The 13,394-nt window shown below is 59.9% G+C and carries 14 protein-coding genes; 2 read left to right on the forward strand and 12 right to left on the reverse strand.

The genetic code is table 11. The annotated features are described in order from the left end of the window. Nucleotides 1-6 precede the first annotated feature (6 nt). Nucleotides 7-519: a dihydrofolate reductase gene (locus PSEBG33_RS01590; RefSeq protein ID WP_005792310.1), complete on the reverse strand. Its 513-nt coding sequence runs from the start codon at nucleotides 517-519 to the stop codon at nucleotides 7-9. Nucleotides 520-588: 69 nt separating this feature from the next. Between PSEBG33_RS01590 and PSEBG33_RS01585 the strand changes: the two genes are divergently transcribed. Further along, nucleotides 589-1,968, forward strand: coding sequence for a DUF2868 domain-containing protein (locus tag PSEBG33_RS01585; protein ID WP_005792311.1), 1,380 nt, complete (start codon nucleotides 589-591; stop codon nucleotides 1,966-1,968). Then, nucleotides 1,961-3,328 (forward strand): DUF3482 domain-containing protein, encoded by a 1,368-nt coding sequence (locus PSEBG33_RS01580; RefSeq protein ID WP_005792312.1) that lies wholly within the window; start codon nucleotides 1,961-1,963, stop codon nucleotides 3,326-3,328. Before PSEBG33_RS01585 ends, PSEBG33_RS01580 begins: the two co-directional genes overlap by 8 nt. A 41-nt stretch (nucleotides 3,329-3,369) precedes the next feature. On the opposite strand, the gene PSEBG33_RS01575 is transcribed toward PSEBG33_RS01580, so the two are convergent. From PSEBG33_RS01575 to PSEBG33_RS01525, 11 genes are all read right to left on the reverse strand, one after another. Further along, on the reverse strand, nucleotides 3,370-3,945 hold the full coding sequence (locus PSEBG33_RS01575; RefSeq protein ID WP_032803745.1) for a hypothetical protein: 576 nt from the start codon (nucleotides 3,943-3,945) through the stop codon (nucleotides 3,370-3,372). Then, nucleotides 3,933-4,526, reverse strand: a complete 594-nt coding sequence (locus tag PSEBG33_RS01570; protein WP_005792314.1) for a hypothetical protein — start codon at nucleotides 4,524-4,526, stop codon at nucleotides 3,933-3,935. The genes PSEBG33_RS01575 and PSEBG33_RS01570 overlap by 13 nt, the downstream gene beginning before the upstream one ends. 316 nt (nucleotides 4,527-4,842) lie before the next feature. Continuing rightward, the gene (locus PSEBG33_RS01565; RefSeq protein ID WP_157264193.1) at nucleotides 4,843-5,376 is read right to left on the reverse strand and encodes a hypothetical protein; all 534 of its coding nucleotides are present in this window, start codon (nucleotides 5,374-5,376) and stop codon (nucleotides 4,843-4,845) included. A gap of 89 nt (nucleotides 5,377-5,465) precedes the next feature. Next, nucleotides 5,466-6,017: a hypothetical protein gene (locus PSEBG33_RS01560; RefSeq protein ID WP_005792317.1), complete on the reverse strand. Its 552-nt coding sequence runs from the start codon at nucleotides 6,015-6,017 to the stop codon at nucleotides 5,466-5,468. Between the two features lie 2 nt (nucleotides 6,018-6,019). Next, complete coding sequence (locus tag PSEBG33_RS01555; protein WP_005792318.1) at nucleotides 6,020-6,547, reverse strand: hypothetical protein; 528 nt, start codon at nucleotides 6,545-6,547, stop codon at nucleotides 6,020-6,022. 93 nt (nucleotides 6,548-6,640) lie between these two features. Further along, complete coding sequence (locus PSEBG33_RS01550) at nucleotides 6,641-7,195, reverse strand: phosphonate degradation HD-domain oxygenase (RefSeq protein ID WP_005792319.1); 555 nt, start codon at nucleotides 7,193-7,195, stop codon at nucleotides 6,641-6,643. Beyond that, nucleotides 7,195-8,328 carry a TIGR03364 family FAD-dependent oxidoreductase gene (locus PSEBG33_RS01545; RefSeq protein WP_005792320.1) on the reverse strand — a complete coding sequence of 378 codons (1,134 nt, stop codon included), beginning with the start codon at nucleotides 8,326-8,328 and terminating at the stop codon, nucleotides 7,195-7,197. Before PSEBG33_RS01545 ends, PSEBG33_RS01550 begins: the two co-directional genes overlap by 1 nt. 125 nt (nucleotides 8,329-8,453) lie before the next feature. Next, nucleotides 8,454-9,476 (reverse strand): putative 2-aminoethylphosphonate ABC transporter substrate-binding protein, encoded by a 1,023-nt coding sequence (locus PSEBG33_RS01540; protein ID WP_005792321.1) that lies wholly within the window; start codon nucleotides 9,474-9,476, stop codon nucleotides 8,454-8,456. Between the two features lie 23 nt (nucleotides 9,477-9,499). Continuing rightward, a complete protein-coding gene (locus tag PSEBG33_RS01535; RefSeq protein WP_005792322.1) occupies nucleotides 9,500-11,212 on the reverse strand; it encodes a putative 2-aminoethylphosphonate ABC transporter permease subunit in 1,713 nt (570 codons plus the stop codon). A 1-nt stretch (nucleotide 11,213) separates the two neighbouring features. Next, nucleotides 11,214-12,278, reverse strand: coding sequence for a putative 2-aminoethylphosphonate ABC transporter ATP-binding protein (locus PSEBG33_RS01530; RefSeq protein WP_005792323.1), 1,065 nt, complete (start codon nucleotides 12,276-12,278; stop codon nucleotides 11,214-11,216). 247 nt (nucleotides 12,279-12,525) lie between these two features. Beyond that, on the reverse strand, nucleotides 12,526-13,389 hold the full coding sequence (locus PSEBG33_RS01525; protein ID WP_005792324.1) for a LysR family transcriptional regulator: 864 nt from the start codon (nucleotides 13,387-13,389) through the stop codon (nucleotides 12,526-12,528). Nucleotides 13,390-13,394 lie beyond the last annotated feature (5 nt).

Here is a 13,394-nt window from a genome sequence, read left to right on the forward strand (position 1 = left end):
ATGCTTTTAGGCTTTTTCCCACACTTCGAAGTTGTAGGCCGGTTTATCACCTTCGGCCGGATTTTCGACATTCGACACCAGCTTCCACTGGTTCCTATCAAACTCTGGAAACCACGCATCCCCTTCCGGGCTCAGCGCCACTCGCGTCAGGTACAGGCGATCGGCCTGCTGCAGTCCCTGCGCATACAACTGCGCGCCGCCGATCAACATCAGCTCGTCCACGCCTTGGGCCTTGGCCCACTCCTCGGCACGCTCCACCGCTGCTTCCAATGACGGAAAAACTTGCGCACCTTCAAGCGTCAGATCGGTCTGACGGCTGACCACTATGTTCAAGCGCCCTGGCAGCGGTCGACCCAGGGAATCCCAGGTCTTGCGCCCCATGATGATCGGCTTGCCGAGCGTGGTGGCCTTGAAATACTTGAAATCCCCCGGCAAATGCCAGGGCATGCTGTTGTCGACGCCGATCACGCGGTTTTCACCGAGGGCTGCGATCAGGCTTAAAGGGAGAGTTTTTTTCATGGCGACGAGAATACCAGAGCCGCGAGTCAGCGGTTATGCTCCACCTTCACTGAAACAACAGGATGGCGCGTGACTGCACTGACTCCTCTGCACACACTCTGGCTGACAGAAGCCGTGCGCCTGCGTGAAGAACACGCCGGCCCCCTGGAAGACCTGGAAGCCAACCGCCTGGCCCGCACGGCCGGGGGCGACCTGTCGACGCGTATTACCCAACGCGCCTTGCACCTGGCCGAGCGCGATGGCCTGACCGGTGCCCTCACGCGCTGGCTGCAAGGCGCGCGCCTGGCGCTGGTATTACTGGCGGTCGTGGCCGTGATCAGTGGCGCCGGTCTGGCGTTCGCGGCGCTGGGCAATGGCCTGACGCCGGTGAACGTGTTCTGGGCCCTGGGCAGCCTGCTCGGGTTGAACCTGATCCTGCTGGTCAGTTGGGCCCTGGGGCTGCTGTTTGCTGGCGAACACAGCGCCAGCCTTGGGCGCCTGTGGTTATGGCTCAGCGAGAAACTGGCGCGTGACGCCAAAGCCGCACAATTGGCGCCAGCGTTGCTGCTGTTGTTGCAACGGCAAAAACTCAATCGCTGGGCGGTGGGTGTGCTGGTCAACAGCCTGTGGCTGCTGGCCTTGCTCAGCGCCATGGTGATCCTGCTGACCCTGCTCGCCACCCGTCGTTACGGCTTTGTGTGGGAAACCACCATTCTCGGCGCCGACACGTTTGTCGCCGTGACCCAGGCCCTCGGCAGCCTGCCCGCTTTGCTGGGTTTCAATGTGCCAACCGTCGACATGATCCGTGCCAGCGGCGATTCAGCCCTGAATATCGAAAACGCCCGCCAAGCCTGGGCCGCCTGGCTGGTGGGCGTATTGCTGGTCTACGGCCTGCTGCCCCGGTTGATCCTCGCCCTGTTCTGCCTGTGGCGCTGGAAAATCGGGCGTGCGGCGTTGCGCCTGGACCTCAACCTGCAAGGCTACACCCAACTGCGCGAACGCCTGATGCCCAGCAGCGAACGGCTTGGGGTCAACGATGCCGCGCCCGAACAGCTGCACCACGTCAGCGGCGGCGTCAGCGAGATGGACAGCGACGGCGCCTTGCTGGTGGCCATCGAACTCGACGATCACCACCCGTGGCCACCCAAGCTGCCCAGCAACGTTAAGAACGCCGGCATCCTCGACAGCCGTGAATCGCGAAACAAGCTGCTGGAACAACTCAGCCGTTTCCCGCCCGCACGTCTGGTCATCGTCTGCGACCCGCGCCGCTCGCCGGACCGTGGCAGCCTGGCGTTGATCGCCGAACTGGCGCGCAGCGCCACCGCCACCCGTGTATGGCTGCTGCAAGCGCCGCCCGGCCAGGGGCTGGACGCCGAACGCCTGGGTGACTGGCACACCGCACTGCAACAACTTGAGCTGCCCTTTGCCGATTGCGCACCACTGAACTGGCTGGAGACCGGGCATGACTAAACCGCTGAAACTCGCCGTGGTCGGCCACACCAATGTCGGCAAGACCTCACTGCTGCGCACCCTCACCCGTGACGTGGGCTTCGGCGAAGTCTCCCATCGCCCCAGCACCACGCGGCATGTCGAAGGCGCGCGCTTGTCGGTGGATGGCGAAGCCTTGCTGGAGCTGTACGACACGCCCGGCCTGGAAGACGCCATCGCCCTGCTCGACTATCTGGAGCGCCTGGATCGCCCCGGTGAACGCCTGGACGGTCCCGCTCGCCTGGCGCGTTTTCTGGAGGGCAGCGAAGCACGCCAGCGGTTCGAACAGGAAGCCAAGGTGTTGCGCCAACTGCTCGCCTCGGACGCCGGCCTGTATGTGATCGACGCCCGCGAGCCAGTACTGGCCAAGTACCGCGATGAGCTGCAAGTGCTGGCCAGTTGCGGCAAACCCTTGTTGCCGGTGCTCAACTTCGTCACCAGCAGCGACCAGCGCGAGCCGGACTGGCGCGAAGCCCTGGCCCGCCTCGGCCTGCACGCGCTGGTGCGCTTCGACAGCGTGGCGCCGCCGGAAGACGGTGAACGTCGCCTGTATGAAAGCCTGGCCCTGCTGCTGGAAAACTCCCGCCCGCAGTTGGAACGCCTGATCCTCGATCAAGAGGCCCAACGCCAGGCCCGCCAGCAAAGCGCCGCACGCTTGATCGCCGAACTGCTGATCGACTGCGCGGCCTGCCGTCGCAGCGTCGTCACCGAAGATGAGCAGCAAGCCATCGGCGATCTGCGCAAAGCGGTGCGCCAACGAGAACAAAAGTGTGTTGAAGCCCTGCTCAAACTGTTCGGCTTTCGCCCACAGGATGCCGCCGCCAGTGATCTACCGTTGCTTGATGGTCGCTGGGGCGATGACTTGTTCAACCCCGAAACCCTCAAGCAACTTGGCGTGCGGGTCGGTGGCGGAATCGCCGCCGGTGCCGCTGCCGGTGCTGGCGTGGATCTCTTGGTCGGCGGCCTGACCCTCGGCGCCGCGGCCCTGGCCGGCGCTATCGCCGGTGGCGCCCTGCAAACCGCACGCAGCTATGGCAGCCGCCTGCTGGGCAAGATCAAAGGCCAACGCGAGCTGACCGTCGACGACAGCGTGCTGCGCCTGCTCGCCTTGCGCCAACGTCAGTTGCTCAAGGCCCTTAGTCTGCGCGGGCATGCGGCGATGCATAGCATCAAGGTCGACACGCCCCAGGACAAAACCTGGCGCGAGGGCAAGCTGCCCGACGCACTGCACAAGGCCCGCGCCTATCCGCAATGGTCATCCCTCAACGCTCAGCCAAAGTTAAACCAGGCTGAACGTCAGGAGCAGCTTCAAGCATTGGCGCAGGCACTCAAGGATCAATAATAGTGAATGCCCATTGAGTGGAGAGACACCTGACTCAATGCTCAAGAGGCTGGGATATCCAAGACCTTGACCTCAAAGGCTTCAGGCTCGTGCCAGCTGAACAACAAATAGAGCTCCGCCAACTGGTGGACCAAACCCCGATCAAGATCATCGATCACACCGTCATGATTGACATCGAAATGAATGTTCCATTCGAGCACTTGGTCGTTATCAAAGTCATAAGCGGCATTCCACGCGACCAACGTATGAGGTTCGTTGATCCCGGCCTCCTCCTGCACGTGCAGACGCACAGTGTCGGGCGTACCGTCCTTGTAGAAATCTTCGGAGAAGATTTTCAGATAGCGCGTGGAAGCCGTCCCAGGATTAAACCAGTTGAGCTTCAAATAGGCAGAGGCAAACCTGTCCAACAACAGTTTATCGAGCCGGCTTTCCCGACCGTCATTCGTCACGTCCCCTCTGCTGTAGTCGATTTTTCCGTCAGTTGGGAAGTCGTAGGCAATGGCTTGTTTGACCAGGCTGTCCTGAATACCCTGCGTGCTCTGGTAGAACTGAAGCACTACAGTATCCGCCCGGCCAGCCCCTGTATGGTCCTGTGCGAAAACTTTTAAATAGCGCATTGATCGACGCCTTGTTCAAATTTATTCAAACTCGGATGAGCGTGGTCATACCATTTGAACGCAAGGAAATTGATGCACATGGATCGGATCAACGCTGTGTCGTCTTTGTCAGCGACGCCGTTTCTGTCCACATCGCCAGCGGTAAATGACTCCAAGACACCGTTATGGTCGGTATCGTATCCGGCGGCCTGGTAAACAAGTACCGGTTTACGCAGAGGGCTGTGGCGGCGATCCAGGAAGTTTAACTGCACGCCGTGGGGAAGACCGTTGGCTTCGTCTTGTATCGCCATCACCATGAGCGTACGTCGCCAACTTTCACCCTTGTTAAACCAGTTCAGTCTCAGGAACGTATTGGCAAATGCCTTGAGCAACCAATAATCAACGACATCACTTTTACCGTCAAAGTTTATGTCGCCGGAACACTGAAAATCCACGATCTCATCGGCGTCAATATCCGTTGCGACAGCCTCATGATGCAACTCGTCAATGCCTGTGGAGTGACGTTGATAAAAATGCACAATGACCGTGTCGGCCACGCCATTGCCGCAACGGTCTTGGGCGGTCGCTTTCAAATAACGCATTACGTACTCTCATTTTAATAGCTGAAGAACCACAGAGAGTAATACTACTTACGTCCGCACCTCTAGCCGTCGACTCCCTATTTTTCGTATGAGTTTGCACTGGCTGTTATCAGTAGACGCAGGTCAACCGCTGTTATTTTTTACCATTTGAACGCAAGAAAACTGCTGCGCAGGGAACGGATCAGTTCTTTGTCGGCCTGATCGACCACACCGTTTTTGTCGATCTCGGTATGGGTCAGCCGTTTCAAAGATCCGCCCCCTATCCAGTGCTCAACGCCTACCGCCAAACGTTAAAAAGAGCAACAATCACTGATGGCTAACACCAATTAAACTTGGTGTACAACTTGACCATGTGCTGCAGAGCGTCTCGATCTACCGTATCAAACAGGCCGTCGGGAAACTCTTCTTCATCCAGTCGCATCACCCCACGTTCAGTGTAGTCGCAAGCGGAGACGCTCATTACAAGTTTATTTTTGCCAATCATTGGTTTCTCACTCTGATAGAAATCCAATCGAATTTCAACAGGATTGGTTGCCTTATCGAAGCGGCTCACATAGAAATTTATCGATCGGTTTGACATTGCCGGTCGGCTGAGCCAACTCAGTTTCAATACACTGTTAGCAAAGTCCTTAAGCAGCTCCCTGTCCTGCTGGCCTGAGACAATACCATTACCGTCAATATCTCCAGTGACTTGATAGTCAACCAAACCGTCAGCCGTGATATCAACGGCTGTAGCTTTACGCATCACTTCATCGGGTAGTTTTGGATTACGCTGAATAAAAAATAGACTCACAGTATCTGTCTGGGCATTGGAACTCTGGTCCTTCACAACAACTTTCAAATAACGCACTCGCACTGCTCCTTTTATTTAGCGTTGCGCCTTACTTAAGGTCGCACCATCAACAATTCCAAACGCTTTAACTCAATGCTTAGCCAGGTTCAAACACTAGACTTGTTGTTGTACCACTGCATTGCCAGAAAAGATGTGCCCAGCGCCCGGATCCATTCCTTATCGGTTGTGTCGGCGATACCGTTCCTATCGATATCACTGTTAGTAAAGGTCTCAAGCACACCATTACCGTCAGCGTCATAAGCAGCGGCATTGCACGTCAGGCTCTCCTTGCGAATACCGCCCAACATATCATTGAGCTGCAACTTAATAGCATTAGGTTTGCCTTGCTTATCATAATGATCCACATACAGGGTCAAGGTACGTTGAGCGCTATCCCCTTTATTAAACCAGCCAAACTTTATAAACGTATTCGCAAATGCCTTGAGCAATTGTTTATCTCGAATAGTGCGCTGCCCATCACGATTGATATCGCCGGCGCACTGCACATCGATAACAGAGTCGCCGTCCATATCTACGGCCAGGGCCTCATGACTCAATTCATCCGGCTCGCCATCTCGACGCTCAAAAAAGTGCAATATAACGGTGTCGACCTTTCCATTACCGCTTCGGTCTTGGGCGGTGGCTTTTAAGTAGCGCATGGTCACTCCTTCGTTTCATACCACTCAAACGCCAGGAAGCTTTTGCACAACGTCCTGAGCAAGGCCTTGTCAGCCTTGTCGGCAACCCCGTTGTGATCGATATCACTATGGGTAAACGTCTCCAGCACTCCGTCGCTGTCGATGTCATAACCCATGGCGGTGGAGACCAGCAAAGCTTTCCCCCCAGACGCCTTGCTCTCTCGGAACTCCAGCGTCACCGAGGCTGGCCACCCCGCCTCGCCAAAATCATCCACGTACAGGACGAGCGAGCGCTGCCAATAGCTTGCCGTATTGAACCAATTGAGCTTCAAGAAGTTGTCGGCGAACGTCGCGATCCGTCGCTTATCCAGGTCCAGCGCACCGGCCTTGCTATGTCCTCCCCACTTCGCACCCAGGGTCATTTCCTGGCCGACGATATCGTAGATCAGCTCATCGGGGCGACCGGGCCGCTGCTGATAAAAGTGCAAAATGACCGTATCGGCATGACCGTTGCCGTGGAGGTCCTGGGCAATGGCTTTTAAGTAATGCATCCGTACTGCTTCCTTTAATTGAAGAAGCAAGCACCTTAATGAGCTGACAACAGGTACTCTAGGCGGCGTATCTGCGTATTGCGTGAGACCCCTCTACGTAGCCAGTAGCCTCGCAGCCTTGGACTTGAGTATTTGCAAGTCCAACACCGGCACCTGCGTTTCCTTGGCTTGCTCGTCCCAGTGGCGCATGCGCAGGCTGATCTGGCACAGCGGATCCTGCTCAAATATCTGGGCCTCCTCGGCCGTCATCACGCCGCCCTGATATCCCAGGGTACGCCGGCTGGCCTCACTCAAGCCCGCGTAATAGCCCGGCTGGCTGAAGGTCAGGTAACGCTTGGCCGGTACGTGATATTCCACCAACTTGGCCATGCGTTCGCTAAAGCCTGCACGGCGCAAGTAATCCGCGCCCAGCCGCTCATGGCTGACCACGCCATAACCGCCCATGTTCTCGGCGCCCTGGCCGCAGAGATGGCCGATGTCGTGGAAGAACGCCGCCAGCACCACCTCATCATCAAAACCTTCGGCCATGGCCAACTGCGCGGCCTGGGACATGTGCTCGATCTGCGACACCGGTTCGCCGATGTAATCGGCCGTGCCATGTTGTTCGTACAAGCCAAACACTTGGGCAATCGCCTGTTCCGGGCTCATCACGTCTCTCCCCACAAGGTACTGATATTTCGCTCGGCCATCGCCGGCCCAACGCTCATGCCCACGCCGGTATGCATCAACGCGGCGCTGACACCGGGTGCCGCCTGCACAAACGAGAACGGCCCGGGCCCGCGAGCGCCGTAGACGCCTTGCCAGCGTTCGACCACCTGGATTTTGCAGCCCAGGGTCTGTTCGGCCAGCTCGATCATCCAGTCATCTACCTGCTCGGCATTGAAGGGCGACGGGTCGCTGTCGTAATGGTGGGAGTCACCGATGATCAGTTCGCCATGGGGTGTAGGGCTGATCAACAGGTGAATGCCGTGTTCCTGCAGATGCGGCGTTTCACGCAGGATCTGCGCCTGGACTGCAGCGGCCTCCGGCAGGTCGGCGAAAGCGCCGTAATGCACGCAACTCAAGCCGGTGAGCAGGGCGTGTTGCAGGTTCAGGTTCAGCACCGGCCGCGCACGCAGCATTTGCAGGCGGCAGGTCTGCGGGTTGAGCGGGGCGATGGATTCGGCCAACAGGGTCTGATAGTCGTGGCCGGAGCAGACGATGATCTGCTCGCCGCGAAAGCTGCCGGCCGTGCTGTGCAATTGGCCCGGTTCGACGTCGCGTACCAGCGTGGAGAAGTGAAATTCCACACTCAGGTGCTGGCTCAGGTAATGGATCAGCGCCGGGATCGCCTCGCGGGAATACAGTTGCTGATCGTCCTTGCCATGCAACGCGGCGCGGTGATGGCGGAACTGGCCGGCGTAGAGATCCTTCATCGCAGCGCCTTGCAGCAGCTCCACGTTATAGCCGTGCTCCCGGGCACGCCCGGCGCAAAAGGCTTCGAGCAACTGTTCTTCGGCCTCGGTGCGGGCGAACAGGTAGGAGCCATTGCGCTTGAGTGCAAGGCCCGCTGCTAGCGCCCATTGGCCCCAGATGTCGCGACTTTCCCGTGCCAGGTCGAGCATCGGGCCCGGCGGCTGGCCGGTGACCAGGGCCTGGCCGAAGTTGCGTACCGAGGCGCCCAGCGGTGTGGCGCTGCGCTCGAACACCTTGACCTTGAGGCCGCGCTTGGCGGCGGCATAAGCGTGGGACAGGCCGAGGATGCCGGCGCCGATGATCAGCAGGTCGCTGTGGTGTGTCATGGAGTGATGTCCTGAATTCGAAGCCGCTATCGCAGGCAAGCCAGCTCCCACATTTTGATGTGTGAATACCTTCAAATGTGGGAGCTGGCTTGCTTGCGAAGGGGCCATAAGCCCTAACGAAAACCTTACTGACCCGCCACCTTCTCCGACTTACCGTCATAGCGCTTGCGCCATTCAGCCAGGATGCTGTCGCGATTTTTCGAGGCCCAGGCAAAGTCGTTCTTGATCAGGCGCTGCTCGTAGTCGGCCGGCAATTCGGTCTGCGGCTTGGCGATACCCGGCTGGGCGAGGATGGCGAAGTTAGCCTTGTACAGCTCCATCGCCGCTGGGCTGGCGGAAAAGTCAGCGAGTTTTTTTGCCGCATCGGCGTGTGCGCTGCCCTTGACTACGGCGGTGGCTTCGATCTCCCAGCCCAGGCCCTCTTTGGGCAGAATGATGTCCAACGGGGCGCCCTGGCGTTTGAGTTGAATCGCCGGGTATTCAAAGGAAATCCCGATCGGGAACTCACCGGACGCCGCCAGCTTGCACGGCTTGGAGCCGGAGTGAACGTATTGGCCGATGTTCTGGTGCAGGTCGTCCATGTACTGCCAGCCTTGCTTCTCGCCGAAGGTCTGCAACCAGGCACTGACATCCAGAAAGCCCGTGCCGGACGATGCCGGGTTAGGCATGACGATCTTGCCCTTGTACTCAGGCTTGGTCAGGTCCTGCCAGCTCACCGGTTTGGTCAGGCCCTGCTTTTCGGCTTCGATGGTGTTGAAGCACAGGGTCGCAGCCCACACGTCCATGCCCACCCAGGCCGGCGGGTTGGCGGCGTCTCGGTAGTTTTTGCCGATCTTGTCCAAATCCTTGGGCGCGTAGTTGTCGAGCATGCCTTGCTGGTCGAGGATCGCCAGGCTTGAGGCGGCCAGGCCCCACACCACGTCAGCCTGCGGGCGGTCTTTTTCAGCCAGCAGCTTGGCGGTGATGATGCCGGTGGAATCGCGTACCCACTTGATCTCGATGTCGGGGTTGGCCTGTTCGAAGGCTTTTTTGTAGGTCTTCAACTGTTCGGCTTCAAGGGCCGTGTACACGGTCAATTCGGTCTTGGCGAAGGCATTCAGGCTGAATGCCGTGAGTACCGCAGCGACCAGCGCCAGGGGCTTGAACATGGAGCACCTCCTTCAGGGATGTTTTATTGGCCGGGCGCGGTCTGGCGCCAGGCTTGGGAGCGACGCAGCGCGCCACGTGAGGCCCACGCCAGCAACAGCGAGACGCCGACTGAGGTGAACAGGATCAGGGTCGACATGGCCGCCGCGCCGCCCACGTTGCCGGCGTCGTCCATGTTCAGCACGGCGACGGCGGCGAGGATGGTGTCGGGGCTGTAGAGAAAGATCGCGGCGGACACGGTGGTCATCGCCGACACAAACAGGTAGCGCAGGATATCCAGCAGCGCCGGCAGGCAGATCGGCACCGTGACGCGCCAATAGTGGCGGTACAACGGCGCCTTGAGCGACAACGCCGCCGCCTCGAACTCGGCGTCCAGCTGGCGCAGGGCGGTGGTCGCGGTCATCTGCGCGGTGGTCAGGTAGTGCGCAATGGTGCACACCACCAGCAACGCCATGCTCCCGTAGAACACGTGCAGCGGGTTGCCGTTGAGGTTGAAAAAGAACACGTAGCCCAAGCCGAGCACCAGCCCCGGCACCGCCATCGGTACGAAGCTGAGCATGCGCAGCGCCAGGTTCAGGCCCTTCTGGCCCTTGGTCTTCTCCATCAGGTAGGCGCCGGTGAAGATCAGCACACTGCCGATCAACGCCGTGCACAGCGCCATGGTCAGGCTGTTGCGGTAGGCCAGCCAGCCGCCGCCGGCGGTGTCTTCGAACTGGTAGTGGTTGAGCGATAGCGACAGGTTGTACGGCCAGAACTTCACCAGCGACGAATACACCGCCATCCCGAACACCAGCAGCAACACCGCGCAAATCAGCAACACGATGGCCAGGTAGCAAGCGTCGCGCAGCCGCGATGGCGCGGGCAGAAACACTTGGGCGCGACCGCTCATCGAGTCGCCATGCCGACGGCGCAACCAGGCATCCACGCCGAAGCTGAACAGTGCCGGCAGCAGCAACACCATGCCGATCAACGCGCCGCGCCCGAACTGTTGCTGACCGACCACCGCCTTGTAGGCTTCCAGCGCCAACACCTGGTAATCACCGCCCACCACCACCGGCACACCGAAGTCGGTGATGGTCAGGGTAAACACCAGGCAGAACGCGGCGAACACTGCCTGGCGCGTGGCCGGCCAGGTAATGCTGCGAAACGCCCGGGCCGGGCTGGCGCCCATGCTCGACGCGGCATCGAACAAGCGTGCATCCGCCAGGGACAGCGCCGAGAGCAAGATCATCAAGGCATGGGGAAAGGTGTAGATCACTTCACCGAGCACAATGCCCCAGAAGCCGTAGATATTGTCCGAGAGCAAGCCGCGCAACATGCCCTGGTTGCCGAACAGATAGACCAGGGCAATGCCCGGCAGCATCGACGGCGCCATCAAGGGCAGCAATGACAAACCGCGCCAGACGGTCTTGCCGGGAATCAGCGTACGTTGCAGGGCGTAGGCAAACAGGTAGGCCAGCGGTACGACGATGGCCGCCACGCTGAGGGAAACTTTCAGGCTATTGCCCAGCAACCAGTGGAAGTTGGCGCTGGTCAGCAGTTCCCGCGCTGCCACCAGGCCACCGCCCTGCCCGGCTTCGCTGCTGAAGCCGCGCCAGAAGATCGCCAGCAACGGCAGCAGGACAGCCACCACCAACAGGCCGAGCCAGAGCCATTTGCCGCCGACTACAAAGAGGCGGTCGCCCCACTCGGCGCGGGACACCTGACGCGGTACCGGCAATGTCATGACGGCGGCCATCTCAGGCAAACACCTGCAGGCTGCGCGGCGGCAAGGCCACCCAGATGTCCTGGGCGCCCAGGCGTGGCATGGCTTCGGGTGCCAGTTCGGCCAGCAACGGATGGCCCGGCAACTGTTCCAGCTCAAAGCTCATGCGGCAGCGGTTGCCGAGGAAGGTAATTTCGCGAACCTTGGCCGGGAACAGGTTTTCTTCATGCACCGTCGGGTTGACGCTGATCGCTTCCGGGCGACAGAACAGGCGGCCCGACCTGGCCACACCCGCATCGTCGGCCAGGCGCATATTCATTCCGCCGACCTGGGCATGGCTGGCGCTGCTACGGCTGAACGGCAACCAGTTGCCCTGGCCGACAAACTCGGCCACGAACGGCGTGGCCGGGCGGCCGTAGATCTCCTGGGGCGTGGCGTACTGCTCGACCTTACCGTTGTTCATCACGGCAATGCGGTCGGCCATCAACATGGCTTCGTCCTGGTTGTGGGTCACCATCAAGGTGGTAATTCCCAGGCGCCGCTGCAATTGGCGCAGCTCGGTGCACAAATGCTCGCGCACACGGGCGTCGAGGGCCGACATCGGTTCATCCAGCAGCAATAACGAAGGGGCCGGCGCCAATGCACGGGCCAGAGCGACGCGCTGCTGCTGGCCGCCGGAGAGTTGGCCGGGGTATTTCTTTTCGCTGCCGACCAAACCGACCAGTTCAAGCATCTGCCCGACGCGCTTGCGCACTTCATCGCGGCCGCTGCCTGTGAGGCCGTAGCCGATGTTTGCTTCAACCGTGAGATTGGGGAACAGCGCGTAGGACTGAAACAGGATGCCGTAGTCTCGCGCCTGGGGCGGCAGCAGGGAAACGTCCCGCTCGCCCAGGTAAAGCTCACCGCTATCCTGGCGCTCCAGGCCGGCGATGCAGCGCAGCAACGTGGTCTTGCCGCAGCCGGACGGGCCCAGCAGGCACACCAGCTCGCCGGCGGCGACGTCCAGGGACACGCTGTCCAGCGCGGTGAAAGCGCCAAAGCGTTTCTGGATCCCGCGCACCTTCATGGGCGCGCCGGGTTGGGTCAGGGCTGTGTTCATGCAAGGCACCTCATCGAACGGATGAAGGCCATGCTAGGGAGGCAATGCGTAGTTGGTGTGGCAGAAAGGCAAAAGGAGGTGATAGTGGTATTGGTGGATTTGTGTAGGACTCATGGAGATGAGTTGCCTGTCCTACCGCTATCGGGAGCAAGCCCCCTCCCACAGTTGACTGGGTTCCAACATGAGAATGCGGTCAAAATGTGGGAGGGGGCTTGCTCCCGATTGGCCCTCAAGCCAGCCACAGAACTTAAATTGGCGACATTTCCTGAGCCAGGCCAAGGAATGCCGCCGGCAGCCGCGCACCTTTACGCTCTTTAAGGCAATACAGATACTCTGGAATCTGCGGCGCATTCTCGATGGTCAGCACACGCAATTGCGGATCATGGGGCACTTCCTGGCGAGCAATGATGCTGATGCCGATATTGCGCAGCACCGCCTCGCGAATCGACTCACGGCTGCCAATCTCCAGCAACGGCCCATACCCCACGCCGCCGCTTTTCAACAGTTCTTCGGTCAGCCTGCGGGTGGTGGAGCCGGCTTCACGCATCAACAGCGTATGCCCGGCCAGCGCGCTCAACGACACATGCTCAAGCTTGGCCAACGGGTGATTGCGATGTACCGCCAGCACCAGCGGGTCGGTGCCCAGCACGCGGCGGATCAGGCGCGGGTCGTCCAGCAATTGCGAAGAGGCCGCAACGTCGACGCGGTAATCATCCAGCGCTTCGAGCACCTGCTGGGAGTTGCCGATTTCCACCGACACTTCCACGTGCGGCAGGCGTTCACGAAAGGCTTTGACCAGGTCGAGAATGTAATACGGCGCCGTCGCGGCAATCCGCAGCGCGCCCTGGACCTGACCATTGTTGCGCAGGAAAAACTCGATATCCGCTTCCTGCTGCAACAGCGTCTTGACCATCGGCAACAGCCGCGCACCTTCGTCGCTGACCGTCAGGCGACGGCCGCCGCGATAGAACAGCTCAACGCCGTATTGGCTTTCCAGGTTGCGAATCTGGGTGGTCACCGTGGGCTGGCTCAGGCCGAGTTTTTTCGCCGCCTGGGTGATACTGCCCAAGCGGGCGACCATGAAAAACGCCTTTAACTCAGCACTCAGCACACCAC

Source organism: Pseudomonas synxantha BG33R, assembly GCF_000263715.2.
GTDB lineage: Bacteria > Pseudomonadota > Gammaproteobacteria > Pseudomonadales > Pseudomonadaceae > Aquipseudomonas > Aquipseudomonas synxantha_A.